The organism is Chryseobacterium sp. 7, from assembly GCF_003663845.1.
GTDB lineage: Bacteria > Bacteroidota > Bacteroidia > Flavobacteriales > Weeksellaceae > Chryseobacterium.
The window spans coordinates 3,032,946-3,054,485 of sequence record NZ_RCCA01000001.1 but is presented as its reverse complement, the minus strand read 5'-3'; the positions used below and the strand labels follow the sequence as shown (position 1 = coordinate 3,054,485).

Annotated in this window: 21 protein-coding genes; 10 read left to right on the top strand and 11 right to left on the bottom strand. The window is 36.5% G+C overall.

The features are described 5' to 3' along the window. Positions 1 to 120: 120 nt before the first annotated feature. The 3 genes from CLU97_RS13975 to CLU97_RS13965 are packed head-to-tail and all read right to left on the bottom strand — an operon-like array spanning position 121 to position 1,865. On the bottom strand, positions 121 to 1,227 hold the full coding sequence (locus CLU97_RS13975; RefSeq protein ID WP_121488474.1) for a DNA topoisomerase IB: 1,107 nt from the start codon (positions 1,225 to 1,227) through the stop codon (positions 121 to 123). A 9-nt stretch (positions 1,228 to 1,236) separates the two neighbouring features. Continuing rightward, on the bottom strand, positions 1,237 to 1,404 hold the full coding sequence (locus tag CLU97_RS13970; protein WP_121488473.1) for a phosphatidate cytidylyltransferase: 168 nt from the start codon (positions 1,402 to 1,404) through the stop codon (positions 1,237 to 1,239). A 23-nt stretch (positions 1,405 to 1,427) separates the two neighbouring features. Beyond that, positions 1,428 to 1,865 carry a DUF6526 family protein gene (locus tag CLU97_RS13965; RefSeq protein WP_121488472.1) on the bottom strand — a complete coding sequence of 146 codons (438 nt, stop codon included), beginning with the start codon at positions 1,863 to 1,865 and terminating at the stop codon, positions 1,428 to 1,430. Between the two features lie 214 nt (positions 1,866 to 2,079). Here CLU97_RS13965 and CLU97_RS13960 point away from each other — a divergent pair, with 214 nt between their 5' ends. The 4 genes from CLU97_RS13960 to CLU97_RS13945 all read left to right on the top strand — a co-directional run bounded on the left by CLU97_RS13960 (position 2,080) and on the right by CLU97_RS13945 (position 6,650). After that, on the top strand, positions 2,080 to 3,849 hold the full coding sequence (locus tag CLU97_RS13960; RefSeq protein ID WP_121488471.1) for an aminopeptidase P family protein: 1,770 nt from the start codon (positions 2,080 to 2,082) through the stop codon (positions 3,847 to 3,849). A 583-nt stretch (positions 3,850 to 4,432) separates the two neighbouring features. Then, entirely contained in the window at positions 4,433 to 4,999 is a 567-nt protein-coding gene (locus tag CLU97_RS13955; RefSeq protein WP_121489751.1) for a Crp/Fnr family transcriptional regulator, read from the top strand. A 53-nt stretch (positions 5,000 to 5,052) separates the two neighbouring features. Beyond that, a complete protein-coding gene (locus CLU97_RS13950) occupies positions 5,053 to 6,075 on the top strand; it encodes a saccharopine dehydrogenase (RefSeq protein WP_121488470.1) in 1,023 nt (340 codons plus the stop codon). Next, entirely contained in the window at positions 6,072 to 6,650 is a 579-nt protein-coding gene (locus CLU97_RS13945) for an NAD(P)H-dependent oxidoreductase (protein WP_121488469.1), read from the top strand. Before CLU97_RS13950 ends, CLU97_RS13945 begins: the two co-directional genes overlap by 4 nt. A 257-nt stretch (positions 6,651 to 6,907) precedes the next feature. Here CLU97_RS13945 and CLU97_RS13940 read toward each other — a convergent pair whose 3' ends face one another. The 3 genes from CLU97_RS13940 to CLU97_RS13930 all read right to left on the bottom strand — a co-directional run bounded on the left by CLU97_RS13940 (position 6,908) and on the right by CLU97_RS13930 (position 9,408). After that, positions 6,908 to 7,630: a siderophore-interacting protein gene (locus tag CLU97_RS13940; protein WP_121488468.1), complete on the bottom strand. Its 723-nt coding sequence runs from the start codon at positions 7,628 to 7,630 to the stop codon at positions 6,908 to 6,910. Between the two features lie 89 nt (positions 7,631 to 7,719). Further along, positions 7,720 to 8,583: a helix-turn-helix domain-containing protein gene (locus tag CLU97_RS13935; RefSeq protein WP_121488467.1), complete on the bottom strand. Its 864-nt coding sequence runs from the start codon at positions 8,581 to 8,583 to the stop codon at positions 7,720 to 7,722. A gap of 189 nt (positions 8,584 to 8,772) precedes the next feature. Then, a complete protein-coding gene (locus tag CLU97_RS13930; RefSeq protein ID WP_121488466.1) occupies positions 8,773 to 9,408 on the bottom strand; it encodes a LysE family translocator in 636 nt (211 codons plus the stop codon). Positions 9,409 to 9,745: 337 nt separating this feature from the next. On the opposite strand from CLU97_RS13930, the gene CLU97_RS13925 reads away from it, so the two are divergent. The 5 genes from CLU97_RS13925 to CLU97_RS13905 all read left to right on the top strand — a co-directional run bounded on the left by CLU97_RS13925 (position 9,746) and on the right by CLU97_RS13905 (position 14,282). Next, positions 9,746 to 10,084 (top strand): hypothetical protein, encoded by a 339-nt coding sequence (locus CLU97_RS13925; RefSeq protein WP_121488465.1) that lies wholly within the window; start codon positions 9,746 to 9,748, stop codon positions 10,082 to 10,084. Positions 10,085 to 10,088: 4 nt separating this feature from the next. After that, positions 10,089 to 11,378 (top strand): TULIP family P47-like protein, encoded by a 1,290-nt coding sequence (locus CLU97_RS13920; protein ID WP_121488464.1) that lies wholly within the window; start codon positions 10,089 to 10,091, stop codon positions 11,376 to 11,378. A gap of 212 nt (positions 11,379 to 11,590) precedes the next feature. Beyond that, positions 11,591 to 12,169, top strand: a complete 579-nt coding sequence (locus CLU97_RS13915; protein WP_121489750.1) for a helix-turn-helix domain-containing protein — start codon at positions 11,591 to 11,593, stop codon at positions 12,167 to 12,169. An 85-nt stretch (positions 12,170 to 12,254) separates the two neighbouring features. Beyond that, the gene (locus CLU97_RS13910) at positions 12,255 to 13,742 is read left to right on the top strand and encodes a serine hydrolase (RefSeq protein ID WP_121488463.1); all 1,488 of its coding nucleotides are present in this window, start codon (positions 12,255 to 12,257) and stop codon (positions 13,740 to 13,742) included. A gap of 111 nt (positions 13,743 to 13,853) precedes the next feature. Beyond that, the gene (locus CLU97_RS13905) at positions 13,854 to 14,282 is read left to right on the top strand and encodes a DUF3592 domain-containing protein (RefSeq protein WP_121488462.1); all 429 of its coding nucleotides are present in this window, start codon (positions 13,854 to 13,856) and stop codon (positions 14,280 to 14,282) included. A gap of 18 nt (positions 14,283 to 14,300) precedes the next feature. Here CLU97_RS13905 and CLU97_RS13900 read toward each other — a convergent pair whose 3' ends face one another. Next, the gene (locus CLU97_RS13900; RefSeq protein ID WP_121488461.1) at positions 14,301 to 14,846 is read right to left on the bottom strand and encodes a hypothetical protein; all 546 of its coding nucleotides are present in this window, start codon (positions 14,844 to 14,846) and stop codon (positions 14,301 to 14,303) included. 246 nt (positions 14,847 to 15,092) lie between these two features. Between CLU97_RS13900 and CLU97_RS13895 the strand changes: the two genes are divergently transcribed. Then, positions 15,093 to 16,142 carry an alpha/beta fold hydrolase gene (locus tag CLU97_RS13895; protein WP_121488460.1) on the top strand — a complete coding sequence of 350 codons (1,050 nt, stop codon included), beginning with the start codon at positions 15,093 to 15,095 and terminating at the stop codon, positions 16,140 to 16,142. Between the two features lie 153 nt (positions 16,143 to 16,295). Here the strand turns inward: CLU97_RS13895 and CLU97_RS13890 are convergent, their stop codons facing one another. From CLU97_RS13890 to CLU97_RS13875, 4 genes are all read right to left on the bottom strand, one after another. After that, entirely contained in the window at positions 16,296 to 17,438 is a 1,143-nt protein-coding gene (locus CLU97_RS13890; protein WP_121488459.1) for a 1-acyl-sn-glycerol-3-phosphate acyltransferase, read from the bottom strand. Positions 17,439 to 17,825: 387 nt separating this feature from the next. Next, on the bottom strand, positions 17,826 to 19,754 hold the full coding sequence (locus CLU97_RS13885; protein WP_121488458.1) for a DUF262 domain-containing protein: 1,929 nt from the start codon (positions 19,752 to 19,754) through the stop codon (positions 17,826 to 17,828). Beyond that, positions 19,751 to 21,157 carry a DUF262 domain-containing protein gene (locus CLU97_RS13880; protein ID WP_183084575.1) on the bottom strand — a complete coding sequence of 469 codons (1,407 nt, stop codon included), beginning with the start codon at positions 21,155 to 21,157 and terminating at the stop codon, positions 19,751 to 19,753. Before CLU97_RS13880 ends, CLU97_RS13885 begins: the two co-directional genes overlap by 4 nt. A 5-nt stretch (positions 21,158 to 21,162) precedes the next feature. Continuing rightward, positions 21,163 to 21,459, bottom strand: coding sequence for a hypothetical protein (locus CLU97_RS13875; protein ID WP_121488456.1), 297 nt, complete (start codon positions 21,457 to 21,459; stop codon positions 21,163 to 21,165). Between the last annotated feature and the right edge of the window lie 81 nt (positions 21,460 to 21,540).

Genomic DNA, 21,540 nt, shown 5'->3' with positions numbered 1-21,540 from the left:
GAATCGAATTTGTGTAATGTCAATAGTCAATTTTTGCTGCGCAAGTAATCGTCAATGAGTTGATGAAGTACAGAATAAAAATTTACTGCGAAGCATATTCACCATTGACATGCAAACGTCCTACATCTTCTCGTTTTCCAGCATTTTCAAAACCAGCTTTTCTTCTTTTGTAAGATCAGCTTTTCCGTCATTTTCTTCAATGATTTCAAGCTCGTCAAGGTATTTTTTGATGGTGTTGTTTTCGTAAAGATTAATAACCAGAGGATGAACGTAATACTTTCTGCATACAGCTGAGGTATTTCCCAGATTCTCTGCCACCATATCCAAAGCCTCTTTTATTTTCTTTTTACTCTGGGTATCATTTTCTGCATACCCTATTTCTTTAAAAGCAATCAGAGCGCCTACTGTTCCGGACCATGTTCTGAAATCTTTGGCCGTAAAATCTTCGCCGCTTATTTCTTTAATATAATCATTCACCATTCCGGAATCTATAGAATGTCTGTTTCCTTCATCATCTAAATATTGGAAAAGCTCTTTCCCCGGAATATCCTTACATTTCTGAACCAGCCTGGCCAGCCTTTGGCTTCTAAGATCAACATGATGCATAACCCCCTTTTTACCCTTAAAAGAGAATGTTATTTTTTGTCCTTTTACTTTTACATGTTTATCCTTCAAAGTCGTTAAGCCAAAAGAACCGTACAGTTTTTCGTAAATAGAATTACCAATACGGATGTTGGTTCTTTGCATAAGACTTACAATTAAGGCCAGAATTTTCCGCTTCTCGAAATTTCTTAATGCAAGATCCTGTTCTATATGCAGCCGCATTTCCGGTAACGCGTACCCGAACTGAAGCATTCTGTAAAATTTTGTATGATTTCTTAAAGCCGTCCAGAGTGGATGGTAGCGGTATTGTTTTCTTTGTTTTACATCAAAACCTGTTGCCTGCAAATGTCCATTTTCGAGAGCGCAAATCCATACATTTTCCCATGCTGGCGGAATCACCAGTTTGTTAATTCTTGTAATTTCTTCCTTATTCTTTACCTTTTCGCCGTCTTTATAGTAAGAATACTTCTTTCCCGTTTTTTTACGGGTAATTCCGGTGGGTTCTGCATCGGTGGTATACACAAGATGTACCGCCTTTGCAGAAGCTTCCGGATCCTTCATTATTTTAACAATTTTTGAAGGCTTAAGGTGAGAAATCATCTCCAGGTCTGTATTCTTCTCCATAAAGCATGGTTAAGAGTTTTTACCCTTCGAAAAAATCAGTAAAAGAATTCCTACAATCACACAGACTACAATAATTCCCCACCACATCCCGGCTTTAAAAATTGTTTCTACTGCTTCACAACTTGTTAATGTAAGCAAACTCAATATCGTTATACTGTAAAGGCTCCACTTTTTCATAGTTAGGTATTTTTATTGGTGTTTTATATTCTGAGGCGGTCAGCTCTCCATTTTTTAATAGACCTTTTAATTTCATCTCCTGAGATATTTTCATGAAGTGCTTTGTAGAGAAGCTCTTTGAATTCATCATCATAGGCAAATCTTAAAGCAGCTATCTGATCAAACCCCAATTTCTCAGCAGTTTCATCAGATCTTTTATTGAAAATCTCGAAATAGCGCTGTTTGAATTCCAGAATAACCATTCGGTTCTGAAGTCCCAGAGCATAATGCTGTCTTGTCATGATTGCCAGATAGAAAAGCAAAAAAATCACAACAGAAAACAGGATCCAGACCAGTTGATTTCCGGGGTCGTCCCAGATTTTATAGATTCCTAAAATCTCCAATATAATGAGCAATGGAAGATAGATAAAATGATGGGGCGGATAAAATTTCCTGTGGTTATTGTAGTTTTGCTGTTTCATGAAGTAGAATGAAGCAATAATCCTTCCAAAAAATTATTATTTTGATAATGTGGTAGCTTTTTTTACTATAAAATGGCTTGTTTTGTTAAATATGTTTAATGCTTTCGTTTTTTTAAGACCCTTTGAAAATAGCAAATTATGAAGCAAAATAGCCGTTATATTTGCCTTCAGACACCAATTTTTTTGTAACTTTCGGTGGTTAAAAATAAAAAGAATGACTTCAAAGGAAAAAGTAGCTGCGCTTCGTGAAGAAATGCAGAAAAATAATGTTGATGCATTTATAGTATATTCTGCAGATCCTCATATGAGCGAATACCTACCTGAAGAATGGCAGGAGAGAGCATGGCTGTCAGGTTTTCTGGGTTCTGCTGGTTTTGTGGTAGTTACCAAAGACAAAGCCGGACTTTGGACGGACGGAAGATACTTTACCCAAGCCGCTATTGAGCTGGATGGTTCCGGAATTGATCTTTTCAAGGATGGAATGGAAGGAACTCCTCATTATATCGACTGGATTATTTCTGAAATCCCTTCAGGCGGTAAAGTGGCAGTAAGTGCTGTTGCAGCTTCTAATGCCAACTGGGAACTGCTTTCTCAAAGATTCAATGCTAAAAATATTTCTCTGGTAGACCTTCCGCTTTTAAAAGAAGTCTGGAAAGACAGAGGTACACCGTCTTCCAATCCTATTTTTGTACATCCGGTAGAAAGAGCAGGTAAATCTGTATCTGATAAAATTGCTGCAATCCGTCAGAAAATGGAAAAGCAGGAAGCTACCGTACACATCATATCAAGTCTGGATGATGTTGCATGGACCCTGAACCTGAGAGGAAGCGATGTAGAAAGTAACCCTGTATTCTTAGGATACATTGTCATTACTAAAAATGATGCTGTTGTATTCACAGGATTAGAGAAAATGGAAGTAGCGGCAAGAAAGCAAATGGATGATTCCTTTGTGAAAATGATGCCTTACGAAGAATTCTACAATTACCTGAAGACCTTCAAAAATGAAAAAGTGCTTGTTTCTCCAAACAGCAACCAGCAGATTTTTGAAACATTAAAAGCAGACAACCAGTTTATCAAAGCTCCTGTTCCCGGTAATCTGATGAAAGCACAGAAAAATGAAGCTGAGCTGGAAGGCTTCAGAACCGTAATGGTAAGAGACGGAGTAGCAATGGTAAAATTTCTTTATTGGCTAACGCATAATGCAGGAAAAGAAGCCATGAACGAATATTCTATCGGACAAAAACTAAGAGGCTTCCGTGCAGAAGGTGAAAACTTCGTAGGAGAAAGTTTCGGATCTATTGTAGGATATAAAGATAACGGTGCTATCATGCACTATTCTGCCAAAAAAGAGGGAAGCAAAGAAGTAACCAACGAGGAAACAATCCTGGTAGATTCAGGAGGTCAGTACCTTGAAGGAACTACAGATATTACAAGAACTTTTGCCTTAGGAACTCCTTCTGATGAGTTTAAAAGAAATTCAACACTGGTATTACAGGGATTAATCCGTTTATCAATGGTGAAGTTCCCGAAAGGAACAAAAGGAGTACACCTTGATGCCATTGCAAGACTTCCGCTTTGGATGGAAGGGAAAGATTTCAACCACGGAACCGGACACGGTGTAGGAAGTTTCATGAATGTACATGAAGGACCACAAAACATCAGAAAAGACCTGAACCCTCAGGAACTTCTTCCGGGAATGGTTTGTTCAAATGAACCAGGATACTATCTTGAAGGACATTATGGAATTCGTCATGAAAACCTCATTGCCGTAAAAGAAGCAGAAAAAACAATCCACGGAACATTCTATGAATTTGAAACCTTGACGTTCTGCCCATTCTTCAAAGATACAGTGGTAAAAGAAATTCTTTCGGAAAGCGAAATCGCATGGCTGAACGGTTACCACAAAACCTGTGAAGAAAAGCTTGCTCCTCATTTGGAAGGAGAAGTGAAAGAATGGTTCCTCCAATTGGTAAGTCCGCTTTAATAAAGATTCAGAGGTGAAAGTGAATGACAATCATAACTTTAAACCTTGAACTTTAAATAGTAAACCGAATATTGTTAGATAAACCAAAAGTCCTGTAAGGTATTTCCTTCAGGGCTTTTCTTTTTATACAACCGTATTTTTACGGATAAAATTCTAGGGATTCCACTGATGCATAAAAAGCAGGGCTGATCTATCTTTGTTACAACAAAACATCATTCATATCTTCATAAATAACTCAAGTAAATTCAAAACGGTAGATCATCTCGTCCTGAGATGATTTTTTTTGTTGTTAATTGAAATTCATCAGATAGGCTATGATAATAAATGTCCAAATTGATTTATTTGAAAACGCAAAGAACCTATTAGAACATCTTATTTTAAGTGAGCTAAGGCATCGACAAAGTCACTGATGAAGCTATATGTTTATTCGACTGCTTAAAAAGAATCAATGAAATTGATTCCGTCTTTGCTTTCTTTAAATAAAAATCTCACAAAAATGAAAACTTTGCGTTTATAAAAAAGATTGCTTCCATCTTTTTATCTATTTTCGTAACTCGTTAGAATATCCTTACTTTTAAAAATGATGATACAAGACTATTTTCGAAGCTTTAATCTGTTTTCAGAAAAAGAAATTGAAGAGTTTCTACAGCTTTTCGAAATCAGAAAACTGAATAAAAATGATTATTTCGTACAGGAAGGCGAGCGGTGCAGAGAAGTTGCATTTATCAATTCTGGAATTTTCAGATCTTTTTATACTTCTGATGATGGGAAAGATATGACCTATTGTTTCAAGTTTCCCAATACCATGATTGCTGCTTACTCATCATTTATTTCAGGATGTCTCAGTAAAGAAAGTATCCAGGCAATCACCGATGTGGAACTGCTGATTCTGAAAAAGGAAAAAATGGATGTTCTCGTTCAGGATGCTCTGAACTGGACTCAGTTTTTAAAAATTATTGCTGAGCAGGAATATCTTGAACTTGAAAACAGGTTTTTTCAGCTTCAAAGGGATACTGCCACTCAAAGATATGCTGCGCTTATTGAAAATTATCCGGATTATATTCAGAGAATTCCGCTGCAATATTTGTCATCTTATCTGGGGATTACCCAAAGGCATTTAAGCCGGATTAGAAAGGAAATTTCTTTTTAGACATTTGTCCTGTAGATTGGAATGGAGGCACTATAATTTTGTCAAAAAAAATTATGGAGCAAAATATTTTAATTATCGGAGGAAACGGATTGGTAGGAAAAACAATTTCCCGTATCCTGAAATCAAGAAATCCTCATCTTACTGTTTTTATTGGAGGAAGAAAAGGAGGGAAATCAGATAAAGATTTAAAAATTGATGTTACAGATCCCTCCACTTTTAAAGCCATTCTTGAGAAAAAAATACATCTCATCATTCTTTCTGTGAATGACAGAGAAGACTACGTACTTCGCTTTGCAATTAATCATCAGATAGATTATCTGGATATTACAAAACCTACTCCGGCTTTGGTAAAAGCTTATGATATTGCCGGAAAATCAGATGTAAACAGCAGAATTGTCTTCAGTTCAGGCTGGATGGGCGGCATTGTTCCCGGATTGGTTAATACCCTTTCGGATTCAGGAGATATTAATGAAGTAAAACTCTTTGTCTACTATTCTGTGAAAGATCTGGCAGGGGAGAGTTCTGCTCACTTTATGGCAGAAAATGTAGCCGTTCCTTTTGTACATTATGAGAATGATAAACCGGTTTCTATCCGGCATTTCCTGGATGCTGAAGATTTTAATTTTTCTTATGGAATAGGAAACAGGAGTGCCTATAATTTTGATGTCCCGGATTTGTACATTCTCAACAAAGTGGAAAGAATTTCCGATGTGAGCGTGAAGATGACCTATAATTCAAAATTTATTACCTGGCTGCTGGGATCATTTCAATACCTCAGAATCTACAATATTCTGTCTTTAAAAGAACGAAAAATGATTTTTGGATCAAGTGGAAACGGAGATCAGGCTGTTTTTGAAATCGTAATTGATGATCATTCCGGACAAAAAAAGCTGAGTCTTCAAAGTTTGAAAGGGCAGGCAGAGCTCACCGCTTTATCCGCCGTATTGCACACCGAAGAACTCTTGAGAAATCCTCATGAAAATCAGGTCTATTTTAGCCATCAGCTGCATGAGCCCCTATCATTAATGGCGCAGCTTAACGCCTATGAATCTATCAATATCAATGTCACATCATGAAAAAAATAGCTATTATCAACGGGCATCCCAATAAAGATTCCTTCAACTTTGGTGTTGCAGAGGCGTACAGGCTGGGAGCAATGGAAACAGGAGCTGAGGTAAAAGAAATCGTGATAAGAGATTTAAACTTCAATCCCAATTTACAGTTTGGCTATCAGAAAAGAATGGAGCTTGAACCGGATTTGACGAAAGCCTGGGCAATTATTCAGTGGGCTGATCATCTTGTTTGGGTATATCCAGTCTGGTGGGGCGGATTTCCAGCATTAATGAAAGGATTCATAGACCGTCTTTTTTTACCGGGAATGGCCTATAAATACCGGGAAAATTCTGTCTGGTGGGACAAACTTTTGAAAGGAAAAACAGCCCATATGATCACCACATTAGATCAGCCGGGTTGGTATTATCGTTTGTTTTTTGGAAGACCCAGCGTTAATCAGCTCAGAAAATCTATTCTGGAATATTGTGGCGTGAAACCCGTTAGGCTGACTTATATCGGGGTAATCCGGAATTCTAAAGATGAACAGCGGGCTCAATGGCTGAGGAAAGTAAAGGAATTAGGAAAGAAACTGAAATAAATTAGTGTAAAGAATAATGATAATTTTATCCGGTAATAACGTTTTTTATTACCGGATAAAGTTTCATTATTAAAGTAAAAGGCGAATACATAAAATTTTACACCATTGTCATTCTGACGAAGGAAGAATCTCATGTAAAGCCTGGATTATTCATTTCACTGCGTTACATTCAGAATGACAGGGTCATAATAATAAGATAGCAGGATTAATGTAAATTGTATATAATTACCAATTAAAAATACTGTTGTCTTGCTACTTTACAGCCCTTTTTTTCCTTCAATCCAATAGGCCTGCGATTTTATACATTTGGGAGAAACTCCTCTTGCTTTAAGGAATTTCCTGATTAATGACATCCTTTCTCCGTTTCCGGTGAGATAAAAAACAACTTCATCATCTGAAATTGTCTCTTTTTCTTCCCTCAAAAAATCATTTAAAGCTTCAATCATTCTCATGGTATTGTTTTTGGGACTGTGATAGCCGTATAAATTAAGTTTTTCCAGTGCAGAACATTCCTCTAACTCATGAAGGCAAATGAAAGTGGAGCCGGATTCCTCTACCGCTTCTTTAATGGAAAGTGAGCTTCCCAACGATGTTTCATCCCCCACAGAAAAATGAATTCTGGCATCGGGAGCAAAGAACTGTTTTCCTCTCGGCATTAATAGTTTAATGGAATCTCCCTTTGCTAATTGAGTTACAAACTGACTTCCGGCTGCAGACAAATCATGAAGGTGAAATAAAACATCAAAAGTTCCGGCTTCCCTGTTGAAGTTGAAAGGAGAATAATTCCTGAAATCCCTGTCATTGATTCTTATTCCGATGGCATAGGCGGGTTCATAGGAAACATCCTGTAAATCGGTTTCAAAACGTATACAGCAAAGTTCTTCCGTAATTTTTTCTATATGGTTAACGGTACATTCTTTAAATTTTGAGGACCAAACATTTTCTACGGTGTCATTGATCCATTTTGGCAGGCTTGGCATAAATTATTTTTATTGCAAAGGACGTTGCAAAATCAGGAAATACCGATAGCGGTTTCGGGGAATTAATTGGACTATTCGTGGTTGAATGTCTATTGGTGTTGATTCCTGAATTCAGAAGGAGATTGGTCTTCCAGTTTGGAGAATAAACGGCTGAAATAGGTGTGATCACCGTATCCAAGTTCGTAAGCCACCTCTTTTACACTCAGATTGGTAAAAACCAGTAATCTTTTGGCTTCTATTAAAATTTCCTGATGAATCCAGTGTTGTGCGGGTTTTCCTGTTACTTCCCGAACAGTTTCCGTTAAATAGCCTCTTGTAATGTTTAAAGCTTCGGCATATTCGGATGGACTTTTCATGGTTTTAAAATCTTTTCGAACCAAAATCCTGAATGCTCTTGAAAGTTGTAAAGCACGGCTTTCTCCTGAAACGTGTAAAATGCTTTTCTGAGAATACATCACAGTAAACATTCCCAAAAAGGCATTAAGCAATGACAGAACAACCAGAAATCCTTCTTTAGTGGAAAGCATTTCGTTCGTATAGGCGTCATGAAGCATCCCGGCAGTTGTGCTCATCTTTTTGACCAGTTTTTTATCCATAGGCAAAGGCTGTATTTCACCCAGAGATTCATCAAAAAAAGAACGTACAGTATCCGGAACAAGTTCAGCTTTTACCGCTACAAACCATCCGCAAACGTTTTTCATTAAAAGTCCCTGATGTACCTGACCGGGCAATACACAGAAAATAGCGGAATCTTTGGCTTCAACGGTTTTAAAATCGACCATCATTCTCACATGCCCACTTTCCATACAGGTGAAAATATAATGACTGTCCCGGTGTATACCTTTGTCCAGAAGGATATCCTCAGCATCCTGAGTTCTTTTATCCATCCTTTTTACATGAAATTGGTGATGGGTAATACCGTTTAAATCATAGGTTGGAATGGTCTGTTTCATCTTTCAGCATCCGGTTTGTATTAAAAGAAAGGTAGGAGAAAATACGCAATGGTAAAATTAGGTATTTTCACGGTTTCGCAGCCCAAAGATTAATCTCAAATTTACGAAACATATCATAACGGTCCCCTTAGATTACGTTTTATATGAATATACATTAGAATCCGGTACAGAAAGAAACCTGTTCCGGATTTATTTTGCTTTTGAAAATGCCATTTTTATGGCTAAATAAGTTAATACACTGGCCATAAACCATTTCTGAACTTTTATCCAGACCGGATTATTGGAAAAGAACAAGGCAACTCTTGAAGCGGTTAACACAATGACAAAGTTGATGCTGAAGCTGATCAGTACCTGAATAACTCCGAGTTCAAGGCTTTGCACGAATACAGAACCATACTCTGGCTTAATGAACTGAGGAAAGAATGACAGGTAAAAAACGGCCACTTTCGGATTTAATACGTTTGTTAGAAAACCAATAGTGAAAAGCTTTTTGGGGCTGTCGTGGGCAACATTTTTATCAACATCAAAAATATTTCTGCTCTTTGGTTTTATAGCCTGGTAAGCCAGATAGAGAAGATAAACAGTTCCCAGTGTTTTAAGAACAGTATAAGCAATTGGAACCGCCAGTAAAACAGCCGTAAGACCAAAAGAAACCATAATGATATGAAATAAAAATCCGCACACGACTCCGGCTAACGAGATAAAACCAGACTTTTTTCCCTGTGTTATAGACTTTGAGATCAGATAAATCATATTAGGGCCGGGACTGATGACCAAAATAAGTGCGGCCAGAATGAAAAAAATAAGTTGGTGAAATGGAATCATTTATGAGTATTATTATTGTTCTGCGCAAATATAGGAAATTTGCAGCCTGATGTATTCTATCGATTATCTTCAAGTTTTTTTTAGCTTTCTATTCTGTCGGAATAAAATTTTATTGTGTAATCACTATATAGGGAGTATTTGTACGGAATGTTTTTTTTGGTTGTTTATACTGTAAAATTCTGATGTTTTTGTTCGTTACTTTGACTTAGGAAATCAGAAAAAGAACTTTGCTGAGTGCTGTACGAAAGACTCTTTAAACTGTTTCCTATCAAATAACTGAGATAAATAGGGAGTGCCGAAAACCTTTCAGAGTAGGCAACATTCAAAATCAAATCACATGGACACACACACTTTAAATGAAACATCATTTCAATTTACCGAAAATGGAAAATATTATGATGTGACCTTTCATGCCAATAAAGGCTTTTCTTCATTCGCTGGATCAGAATTCACTCAGGATCCGGCGGTTAACGAAAAAGTTCGGCAGGCTTACATGGCCCTTATGCCATACGAGAATAAAATTATCGAATGGATTTCGCAATCGCCAGATAATGGACGGAAATATATAGAAAATCCCGTTCAGGCTATGGAAAATGCCAATATGGGAATTCCACAGGATATCATTCAAATGATTAGAAATGCTTCTGAATTATTAGTAACCACATTAAAAAAATAAAGATATGGCAACAGTAATGACCCAGGGATGGGATCTTGTAGCGGTAGCAACACAAACATTGCTCAATGAACTCATTGAAGTCGCTTATAATGATAATCTTTTTCCCAGTAATGTAAATACAACAATATCTGGGATAACGTTTGACGGATCTTTTGGGGTACCCACTACGAATCTTAATCCATCACAAAGTTCGGGAACAAATTCTATGGCTTCAATAGAAGTTCCTATAAGCGGGACTCTTACTTCATCCGGTGTATCGCATACAATTCCGCCAGATAGTACTCTCCTTATTGTTTCCAATCTGTCATATGTGAGCATTACTCTGGATGGTACCAGTGCTGTAAGACTGTATTTGGATCTTGCCAGCCAGCTAGCTACCTATACGGTAAGTATACAGCCTCCACAAGGTTGGGTAGCTCTGCTCAATGGAGTTATTCAATATTACCTGCAAGATTTATATACTGGAGGCTCTTATTATTTGGGAACAGTAAATATGGAGGGAGTTCCGGCTGCTGTATTGCCTACAGGCAGTGTGTATTTTGCTACCCAGCCTAACACCTCGGATGCTTCCTCTAATATCCTGGCTATGGTAGCCAATACAAGTACAGGATCTCCAGGTACACTTAACTTTTCTGGAGGGCCGGCTTTATTACCCTCTGATCAGAACGCTGCACTTTATATCTCTAATCGTTGTATCCTTAATAATATGTTGCTGCCTGTTCTGGCTACACAGCTGAATACAGCTGCAAGTTCATTTACGGTGACGGGAAACTCAAGTACACCTTATAACGTAAGCCTCAATACCTCCGTAAATCTGGATGGTGAATATGATCCTAAATTAACGAGTATGAACAATTATGTAAATAACAGTGGGCAAATACAGTCTGATTACGGAGCGGTGGGCTATCCAATTTCTGCTTTTTCCAGTCTGATATGGATTAATGTCAGCGGGCATATTTACCTTACGCCTACCTTATCTGGGCAAACTATCTCGTTTGGTGTTGATGCTCCATCCGGAAGTGGCTCTGCAGCATTGAGTGCCGGAGGTTGGGCGATTGTAGGAGCACTCATTATTGCAACTTTTGGTACTTTAGGTGCGTGTGTGGCAGCTGTTGTTGCTATTGTTGTGCCAATAGTTGTTACTCAGCTTAAATTTAATATTAGCATGTCTCAGGTAGGAGCCAATATCGGAAGTGCGTCCACTTCTTTCAATTGGCCGGCAGCTACTATTGCTCCTTTAACAAGTGTTACACTTCCGGGGGATCTGATTCTGTATGTTGATCCTCAGGTTTAGGATACTTTGTTTTTATAATACATCATTCAAATTGTTAATAATGGATTGATCATTGATTAATCCATTTCTTTTGTTTATATAAGAAACATGAAATTGTTTCCTCAAAATTCATTTTTATTTCCGGTTCAAAACCGATGAAAGCTCTTTATCATGTTGAAAAAGATCTATACATTTGTCATCAGGAATCAATAGAAAATATTTTACCGACTATTATGTCCAAGCTAAAAGCCATAAGAGAACAAAAAAATCTTACGCAGGAAGAACTATCAGAAAAATCAAAGATTTCTGTAAGGACTATTCAACGTATAGAAGCTGGAACGGAGCCCAAAGGACATACGCGCAGAGCACTGGCACAGACATTGGAAATAGAGGAGGGTGCATTGCTGGAAGATATTCCTCAGTTCATTCCAGAAACAGATCAGGTCGAAGAAAGCTTAGAAGAAGAGCCTGTTTCAGTTCCCGTTAATTATGCTTACATTAAAATCATTAACCTTTCATCTTTATTATTTATCCTTTTACCTCCGCTGAATATTCTCGTTCCATTACTGTTGATGTTTACCATGAAACAGAAGAATAATCTCGTAAGACAGATTATTTCCGTTCAGATGATCTGGACAGTTATGGCACCCATTATCTTTATTATTGGTATCTTTTTAAAGCTTGGGAGGCCGTTTACGCTCATTCTTATGCTCCTGATTGTTCTCTCCAATGTGTTTATTATTATTCGCAATGCTGCCGAAATAGACAGAAATAAGAAATTGCATTTCTATCTGAAATTCAGTATGATATAAAGCCTGTCATCACTTTGTCGGGTTTTTGTCGGGTTCATTTTTAATCAAAAAACGATTGAAAAGATAATCTTTGTCAAAAAAAACAATGACAAAGCTGACTCAGATTTTTCTCCCTCTCTGTACTTTATTCTTTAGCATAATACAAGCTCAAGTGCAAAATACAGATCCGCTTTACAAAACCATTATTTCACAAGACAGTCTGTTTTTTTCCAAAGGGTATAATACCTGCAACATCAGACAAATGGAAAGCATGCTAAGCGACAAATTTGAATTTTATCACGATAAAGGCGGTTTTGAGGATAGAGAAAAATTCATCATCGATTTTAAAAATGGATTGTGCAAATCTCCTGAAACCTATCAGCTGAAAAGAGTTCTGGTGAAGAAAAGTACTGAGATTTATCCCATGTACAAGGATGGAAAGATATACGCTGCCATTCAGAATGGAGATCATCTTTTTTATGAAAAAGCAGGAGATCAGGCAGAGAAATTAGTTGGAGAAGCAAAGTTTACCCACCTTTGGATGCTGGAAAATACAGAGTGGAAACTTAAGAATTCATTAAGCTTTAATCATCATCCAAAGCAAACCACCGATAGTGAAGCCATGTTTGATAATGATCAGTCGATGCTAAGCTGGTTGAAAGAAAATAATATTCCAACCCTGGGATTAGGAATTATTAAAGGAGGAAAACTTCAGCAGGTAAAAGTTTTTGGAGATGTTAAGAAAGGAGTTTCAGCTCCAATTAATGCTTACTTTAATGTAGCATCACTCACCAAACCCGTTACAGCAATGGTTGCTCTGCGTTTGGTAAGTTTGGGAAAATGGAAATTGGATGAACCTTTAGATGCTTACTGGACAGATCCTGACATCATCAGCGACCCAAGACATCAAAAACTGACTACGAGAATTATTCTGAGTCATCAAACTGGTTTTCCCAACTGGAGATGGATGAATACTGACAAAAAACTGAACTTTCAGTTTGAACCCGGCACCAAATACCAATACTCGGGGGAAGGTTTTGAATACTTAAGAAAAGCACTGGAAAAAAAGTTCGGAAAAACGCTTGATGAACTTGCTGCAGAATTGATTTTTAAACCACTCAAAATGAATAATACCAATTATATCTGGAATGAGAACCTGGATGAATCAAGATTTGTAACAGGATATAATGAAAAAGGAGAGGCTTATCCCATAGAAAAAATTAAAACAGCCAATGCTGCCGATGATCTGCATACTACGGTAGAAGATTACGGAAACTTTATGGTGAGTGTGATGAAAGGAAAGAATCTTAAACCGGAAGTTTTTCAGGAAATGATTAAAAAGCAGGTGAAAGTTAAAGAAAATAAGTACTTCGGGCTAGGTTTTGAAATCTATGATCTTGGAAAGGGGAAATATGCGCTATCTCATGGCGGAGCAGATCAGGGAACCAGATGTATTGCTTTAATAGTACCGGAATCCGGAAAAGGAATTGTTATTTTTACCAATATTGACAACGGTTACAAAGTATATGAAAAACTGGTACTTCATTATCTGGGCGAAGAAGGAAAGAAAATTGTTGATATAGAAAGCAGATAAAAGATTGGTTTTTCTGGTTGTAATAATGATGTGGTAAATCTTTGTATATTTAAAGTATTAATCTGAAAATAAGCAAGATAGTTGAAATATCGGTTTTCAGAGTAAAAGATTATGAACGGAAATAAAAACAAAACCATGTGGCAATATTATATCATCCTGGGGGCAGGAGTAATTCTGTTTGTGGCAGCATTGCTGAGTCTCAAAAATACTCTTTTTTTCTTAAAAAATGCTGAGAAAGCAACAGCTACCGTCACTTCACTACGGGTGTTTGAATCAGACGGAGAAGTATTCAGTCCGCTTTTTACCTTTCGTACCCGGAATAATATAGAATATACATATGAACTGCCGGAAGGTACCAATCCTTCAGCGTGGTCAGTAGGAGAAACAGAAACCGTTATTTATGATCCTGCTGATCCGTCTTCCGTAACGTTGTATACTTATTTCAGGATCTTTGCATGGCCTCTGATACTGGTTTCTATAGCTTTGCCATTATTGGTAATAGGAGGAGGTTATTTTATTGCCAACCAGTTTTTAAAATAACCTTCTCCCGTTATATTTTTATTTTACCTTTTCAAGAAGATATAATTTAGCTCCGGAAAATGCCAGCTTAGGCATCAGATTTCCTTCCAGTACCATGGTCTTATTATTCACATCAATTACAGAAATATAATTGTTGGAATTGTATTCTATATAATTTTCCTTTTCTTTCGTGGAAGGATTTTTTCCAAACTCCATAGAATATTTTACCCAGTCTTCATCCTGTGTACTGCAGTGTACCGGCTTGAATTTAGATTTTTTAGCCTTGAAAACAATCTGATCAAAGCCTTCCGTACACTCTGAAGTAAATGACCCGTCCGGATTCTGATCTTTAGAAAAATCCTCAAAAGAACCACGGTATACCCCTACTACTTTCCAGGTACCATCCAGACGGTCTTCGTCTATTTTTCCTTTGGCTTTGCTTACTGCCCAGCTGATTCCATTTACAGTTCCTTTTACGGCTTTATATCCCAGGTTTACTGCACCCGATACTACTTTTGTAGCCGTTCTTACCACACAGGAATTGAGAACGAGAACAACAGAAGCCAGCAATATTATTTTTTTCATTTTGTCAAATTTTTTCAGGTACGAAGATAATGCTTTTGGAAAAACTGATGGATGATGAATTACTTTTCGTATCTATTGATGATCAATTTTAATTCTCAAAAAGAAATGGATTAATGCATTGTATTATGCTGTCCGGTTTAGCGCCGGAAAATCAGTATTCGCCTTTTAATATGGCCTGTTCAAATCATTTCTTCTTACTTCTGTCTCTGTTCTGAAATAATTTTACCCAAACAAAACATCACCATTATGAATACTACATTGAACTTCTGTAAAAAATTATTATCCGTTATTTCCTTCGTTATTTTTATGGGAATGGGATTATCTTCTCTAAAAGCACAGAATAATACCATTGGAGAAAAAGACTTTGAAAATGCAGCGGTCCGGTCAGCTTTTCAGCATACGAAAAAAATCAGAGCCGGGTTATTGGATATAGGTTATGCAGAAATAGGACCCGAAAATGGGAAGCCGGTAATCCTTCTTCATGGCTGGCCGTATGATATTCATAGTTTCGAGCAGTCTTCAGGGATGCTTGCAGAAAAAGGCTACCGCGTTTTAGTACCTTATCTGAGAGGGTACGGAACCACTACTTTCGTATCACCTAATACAAAACGTAACGGTCAACAGAGCGCTGTGGCATTGGATATCATTGCTTTTATGGATGCGCTTAAAATAGATAAAGCCATCATTGGCGGTTTTGACTGGGGAGCCAGAACGGCAGATATCATGGCAGCACTGTGGCCAAGGCGTTGCACCGGATTGGTAGCAGTAAGCGGATACTTAATTGGAAGTCCAAAGGCCAACGAAAAGCCTCTGCCGCCCAATGCTGAACTTTTATGGTGGTACCAGTATTATTTTTCCACCGAAAGAGGGTATAAGGGGTATAAAGCCAATACTTTAGCATTTAATAAATTAATCTGGAAAACAGCTTCTCCAAAGTGGGCTTTTGATGACCAAACCTACGAACGCTCAGCCGCAGCATTCAATAATCCTGATCACGTTGATATTGTCATTCACAATTACCGCTGGCGTTTAGGATTAGCTAAAGGAGAAAAACAATACGATGTGCTTGAAGCCAAATTGGCAAAATCTCCGTCTATTACAGTTCCAACAGTTACTTTGGAAGGTGACGCCAACGGTGCTGCGTTTCCTGCACCGGAAAATTATGCGTCTAAATATACGGGCAAATATGCACATCACACCCTAAAGGGCGGTATTGGACATAATTTGCCGCAGGAGGCTCCCAAAGCATTTGCAGATGCAATTATAGAGGTAGATTCTATGTCACAGTCTAAATAAAAACCTTTCGGATTTATAGCATAACAACATTAGAAGCTTTCTCAAAAGTCATTCTGACGAAGGAAGAATCCCATTAATAAGATTCTTCCTTCGTCAGAATGACATAGCCAAATGATTTAATTTATAAGAGAGTCTCTTTTATTTTATCCTGAATTAGCCTTCAAGTTCTTTCTCGAACTTCAGCTTATTCACCAGAGGATTGGCATACATGGCTAAGAAATACTCTTTGGAAACCGGATCAGACGGATCAATACGCATTTCAAGTCTGCGAATGAATAACTGTTTTTCCTGTTCTGTATATTGGGAAGCGTAGGTGTCAGTATTGTGAAGAAGATCGTAAGCAATATATTTGGTAGGCCAAAGCTTATAGTTACTGATGATGGAACGATCAATCACCTGAGCTATTGCCTGCAGCTGTTTATTTTTGTTATCAATAGAGGCTGCAATCTCATCCAGTTCTGTATCAATAACGTCACCGGCATGCAGATGAATACGTTTCTTTTGTCCTAATATTCCGCTAAGCATCGTGGTAAAATCTTCATTTTTACCTTTAATATATTCCTCATCTCTATGCTGAGCCAGCAACTGAGGCATTTTTAAAGAATCAGTAGGATCGTATTCGTAGGAAATAGAAATAGGAACAATTTTTAATGTTTTAAAATAATCTGTCAGAGCCTGATCTCCCGCTGCCATAGCAAGCATTTTCAAAACACCCTGCTGGGTGGCATCATTTCCGTTTTTGGTACGGCCTTCACGCTGGGCTATCCAGACAGAACGGTTTTCCTGTAATAATTGTTCTTTGATGTATTCGGACATCGTTTGTGAACTGGTAAGCTGATCACGCAGAGACAAACCTCTCTGCACTAAAAAATTACGGTTCAGTTTAGCTAAAACATTTAAGAAATTTTTACGCACAAGGTTGTCGCCAATCGCTGAAGCAGTCATAATAAGACCACTTTCCAGCAAAACAAGATTAAGCAGGGAAGTGTCTAAAACAATATCTCTGTGGTTCGAAATGAAAAGATAAGAGGTATTTTTATCCAACTTATCAAAGCCTGAAGTCGTTAATCCCTCAGAACTTTTCGCAAGGATCTGACGAACGGCGTAAGCCACAAACTGATGCTGAAAATCACTGATGGAATGAACCTCTTTAAACTGTTCCAGCCATACCTGCTCATCCGTATCAGGAAAAGTAAAGCTCATGAATGCTTTCATCATAGGATCACGGGCAACATCCGCTAATCTTTCATTTACTTCATGATCATAGAAATACCGGATTTCATCAAACTTCGACATGCGATTATTTAAAATTAAAACTTTTTGCAAAAGAACGAAAATTTATCTGGGGAATGGGCATAATGGGTGTTAAAGTATTATGAAGGGCGTAGGAGTTCAGACCTGCAAAGCTGTTTTTTTGGTATGGTGAAAGAATTCAATAGAAAGAGACCGTCTCCTACATTTGAATTTGCAAACATAGGAGACCGCCTCTTTTAACTTTAATAAGAAAGTATAGTACTACAGATTTGTATCGGGATTTTTCCGAACTAATGTGCATAGAGTGCAAAATGAAGCGATTTACATGCCCTAGATCAGAATACAATCTATAGAAAAAAATTCAGCAAAAAACTGAATTCTTTTTTATGTATTACCATAAAGTTAAAATGAGAGGTATATCAGATATGATTATATTTTACCTGTTTTATCATAATGCTTCTTAATTTCTTCAATCATTTGTTCGCCGTGAGAGGTAATATGAGCTCCAGAGTCAGTATCATCATTGAGCTCATCAAAAAATAATTTAGATTTTAATGTATCATAGTTATTTTTAGATTTGAATTCAGCTTGTTTAACATGTATATACTTGTTACTGTATTCCGAGTTTTGTGTAACACTTAAAAGAACCAGATTTCCAAAAGCGTTTAATAACTCTTCATTTAATTTTGATGCTCCCGGTTTAGGAGTTTGAGGATTTAAATGTTCTACAGAGTTTTTTGATGAAATTCTATATCTTTTGAATTTTTCATCCTCGCGATTTTTCCAGTTTTTCCAAAGTATATACTCTAATTTCTGAAACCAATAATGCTGAAATCTCACCCCATTTGATTCATATAAATACAATTCGTACTCTATTTGAGAATCTATATCTTGAGTAAGTAGTGCAAAGCTTGCATCTTTATTTTTGTACCTGGTAAGGGATAATTGATTATCTATTTCTTCAAGCCGTAACAAAGCTTTAGCCTTTTCATACTGTGTTTTATGTTCCAGAAGATAATTCAGATAGGGAGTTAACCAATATTGTCTTAGATAATCACCTGTAAAATAAAGCATACTTTGTAGTTGATGTAATTCATCAACTGCATAATTGGTTTTGGAATAATAATCATTTGAATTTTTATTAAAATTTACGAGCTCCAGAGATTCCTGTTTTGTACTCAAATCAGTAACCCATTTTATAATATGGAGATCAAAAACCTGTCTTACATCCCAAAGTAGTTCCAGAAAGCGCTTAATTTCCTCTTTTTCACCATTAATTAATGGGGCGAAAATTTCTATAATCCTATTGGCATGAAAGGTTCCTTCAAAATCAGCTTTATGCTCTTTTGCCAGGTGAATCCTGTAAGTATGTATCAGCAGTTGGGGAAAAGAAATTACCGACCTGCAGTAAATTTCATCTGATTTCAGGTTATCCGTATCATCAGCTTCCTCACCTACGGTTGACCCAATAGTTCTATTATTGATAATGTCAGATATTGAAAAGCCTTTTGATGAGGTCTGTTCTTCTTTATTTTCTGCATGTATATGAAAAGTCTCCATGCGAAATTCACCCCACTTTGTAAGATCCAAATATTTAGAAATTTCTCCACCAAAAGAATCACGTACGTTTTTTTCAAAATAAGAAAACATATTTTCGCAAACCTCCCACAATTTACTGTAGATTACTTTTTCATTGCCTAAATGATTTAATAATTTTGATTTTATGATATCTGTCTGTTCTAATTGTATTCCGGAACTATTAATGGTTGTAAAAATTTTGTTAAGGTCTACGTGATCAGGGGTACTATTCTTTACCAGATGTACGTTTTCAAAAATAAAATCTCCAAAACCAGCTTGATCGCTTATGACCCTTAAATAGCTTTCAATGGTTGAGACAGCTTTTGCAATATGCTTTACAAATTCCTGACGGTTTACCTCAGGATAGACATTTTCAATGTTTTCAGACGAATTTTCCAATAAATAACTAAGATATTTTTCTACTTCATTTCTAATTTCGAATGAAAGTTTCATTTGACCTTCCACTTTTAAAAAATCAATTAATCTTGTAGAAACATTTAATCTTTTAAAACAATAGGCAATTAGCCATAGGGTAGTAAATCTTTGCTGTCCATCAACGAGCTCAATCTTGTTTGAGGTATTTTCCTCCTTGGTTATAATTGTTCCTATATAGTAGTTTTCATGAGCATTATTTGTAAATGAAAGATGAAAATCATCCAGCAGACTTTTAATTTGCTCATCATCCCAAACATAGGGTCTCTGATAGGTAGGAATTAAGAATTCATATGATAAGATATCCTTCAAAGTTATAATTGCAGTCCCAAATTTATTCTTACTCATTTTAATTTTTCTTTAATTAGTGATACAAATTGTTTATCAAAATCATAATTCTCCTGATAGTCGGAAGCTTGTTTGAAGTCGCCAAAATAACTTCTGAGTGTTTCTATATGTTTGGATTTGGAATGAGTACTTTCCGTATAATTCTTATTGAATTTAAAACGATCTTTTTTAAATTTTTTAATCAAATCCTCAGGAGTGTAGATATCTAAAATTGTATCAATAAGGTGGGTATCTCTTACCAGTTTAAATACGCTATCCTCTCTTACATTCCTGTCAAGTGTAATCCTGAGCGAAAATATTGATCTGTACACCCACAGGGAAATTTCATACAGCCGATCATACCCAAACTTACTTACATACGCAATGACACAGGCTTCAAAGAGATCCTTTAAAAATATAGTGCCATTTTCACCATGAACTACATTTTTATAAAAGGTATAAAAGTTTTCCTGAATACTATGATTATTTTGATCTATAAACAGTTCTGTATAAAGTTTTAAATAGTCATTTATATAATCCAGTGTATTATTGCCATCATTTAAGGGTTGTCTGATCTGCTTAAATCTGCTTAGGGTAGAAGTATAAATATTTCCATTTCTGTTTTCACTTATTTGATAATGGTATGAAATATCTTTATCCGTCTTTTCTGTATCAATGCAAAACTCATTGATTACTGTATTCTTCTTTTCAGTGTACATCCTGTATCCGGGATACTGTCTCCAATATCTATTGTCCCAATATCTTAGCTTACCCAGATAACCAATAATATCTTCAACATGTTTCTGATTTTCCTCCCAACGCTTTGCCTGATAGGCAACTATTTTGCGATTGTCTACAGCCCTCAGATGATGAGCTTTTATGATGTCACTACCGGAAAGGCGTACTCCTCCCGTATTTTGAGTTTCAAAAAACGTATAAGCCAAATCTTCACTTTTAGTAATGACAAGTGTTACATTAATATTTTGAAATTGCAGGATTTCCTTAACATCGATCAGGTCAAGATAATCAAAGTAATCTCCATCAAATAAAGCTTTCAGAAATTCATAATTTGATTTTATCTGATTGATGCTAAGAGGATTAGAATAATGTACTGTTGTAATATTGGTTTTCAAAAACTGCTGTAGCAATAGCATGGTTGTTATTCTCTGCTGTCCGTCAATAATCTGCAGTCCGTCATCAGTCTGATGAATGATTATACTTCCCAGATAGTATAGTGGCTTATCTGTAGTACGATCTTTTTCTAATGCTTTTAAATCAGAAAGTAATTGTATAATCTGTTTTTGTTTCCATACGTAAGGTCTCTGGTATTCAGGAATTAAAATTTTTTGAGATCCCTCAAATCCCTTAATAGTACCATTAAATAATTGATCTATAGTAATGGAATAGACTTTTAAATGATCCATATCCATTACATAATTTGAATTTTTCCGCTAAAATGTCTTCCCAGCATTCCTTCCAAAAGTTGAAAGGCTCTTGATTCAGCAAACTCATTTCCGTCAGAATACAAAATGAACTTCAGTATACCTCTGGCGTCATCTACCTTTACTTTAAAATAAATATGATCTATATACTGGGGGCCTTTATGGTAAAAAATTTCATCCGTATCATTATACAGCCATGAGCGGATATCATTATTGTTGATCTTATCAATAATCTCACTGATTAATGCATGAGGGTTTTTTGTCGAAACATTCAGTTCATTCATAAGTTGTTTTTAGTTTTTATATGATAAATTAAAAGGACTATCTCTTGTTGGAGACAGTCGCTTTGTCGAGAATAAAATTCA

Bases quoted from the DNA above. Each gene is read 5' to 3' on its own strand.
- CLU97_RS13885 (WP_121488458.1), bottom strand. From the start codon at position 19,754: ATGAGTAAGAATAAATTTGGGACTGCAATTATAACTTTGAAGGATATC.
- CLU97_RS13920 (WP_121488464.1), top strand. From the start codon at position 10,089: ATGGCAACAGTAATGACCCAGGGATGGGATCTTGTAGCGGTAGCAACA.
- CLU97_RS13905 (WP_121488462.1), top strand. From the start codon at position 13,854: ATGAACGGAAATAAAAACAAAACCATGTGGCAATATTATATCATCCTG.
- CLU97_RS13875 (WP_121488456.1), bottom strand. From the start codon at position 21,459: ATGAATGAACTGAATGTTTCGACAAAAAACCCTCATGCATTAATCAGT.
- CLU97_RS13960 (WP_121488471.1), top strand. From the start codon at position 2,080: ATGACTTCAAAGGAAAAAGTAGCTGCGCTTCGTGAAGAAATGCAGAAA.
- CLU97_RS13950 (WP_121488470.1), top strand. From the start codon at position 5,053: ATGGAGCAAAATATTTTAATTATCGGAGGAAACGGATTGGTAGGAAAA.
- CLU97_RS13900 (WP_121488461.1), bottom strand. From the start codon at position 14,846: ATGAAAAAAATAATATTGCTGGCTTCTGTTGTTCTCGTTCTCAATTCC.
- CLU97_RS13910 (WP_121488463.1), top strand. From the start codon at position 12,255: ATGACAAAGCTGACTCAGATTTTTCTCCCTCTCTGTACTTTATTCTTT.
- CLU97_RS13955 (WP_121489751.1), top strand. From the start codon at position 4,433: ATGATACAAGACTATTTTCGAAGCTTTAATCTGTTTTCAGAAAAAGAA.
- CLU97_RS13925 (WP_121488465.1), top strand. From the start codon at position 9,746: ATGGACACACACACTTTAAATGAAACATCATTTCAATTTACCGAAAAT.
- CLU97_RS13890 (WP_121488459.1), bottom strand. From the start codon at position 17,438: ATGTCGAAGTTTGATGAAATCCGGTATTTCTATGATCATGAAGTAAAT.
- CLU97_RS13965 (WP_121488472.1), bottom strand. From the start codon at position 1,865: ATGAAACAGCAAAACTACAATAACCACAGGAAATTTTATCCGCCCCAT.
- CLU97_RS13935 (WP_121488467.1), bottom strand. From the start codon at position 8,583: ATGAAACAGACCATTCCAACCTATGATTTAAACGGTATTACCCATCAC.
- CLU97_RS13970 (WP_121488473.1), bottom strand. From the start codon at position 1,404: ATGAAAAAGTGGAGCCTTTACAGTATAACGATATTGAGTTTGCTTACA.
- CLU97_RS13945 (WP_121488469.1), top strand. From the start codon at position 6,072: ATGAAAAAAATAGCTATTATCAACGGGCATCCCAATAAAGATTCCTTC.
- CLU97_RS13880 (WP_183084575.1), bottom strand. From the start codon at position 21,157: ATGGATCATTTAAAAGTCTATTCCATTACTATAGATCAATTATTTAAT.
- CLU97_RS13975 (WP_121488474.1), bottom strand. From the start codon at position 1,227: ATGGAGAAGAATACAGACCTGGAGATGATTTCTCACCTTAAGCCTTCA.
- CLU97_RS13930 (WP_121488466.1), bottom strand. From the start codon at position 9,408: ATGATTCCATTTCACCAACTTATTTTTTTCATTCTGGCCGCACTTATT.
- CLU97_RS13915 (WP_121489750.1), top strand. From the start codon at position 11,591: ATGTCCAAGCTAAAAGCCATAAGAGAACAAAAAAATCTTACGCAGGAA.
- CLU97_RS13940 (WP_121488468.1), bottom strand. From the start codon at position 7,630: ATGCCAAGCCTGCCAAAATGGATCAATGACACCGTAGAAAATGTTTGG.
- CLU97_RS13895 (WP_121488460.1), top strand. From the start codon at position 15,093: ATGAATACTACATTGAACTTCTGTAAAAAATTATTATCCGTTATTTCC.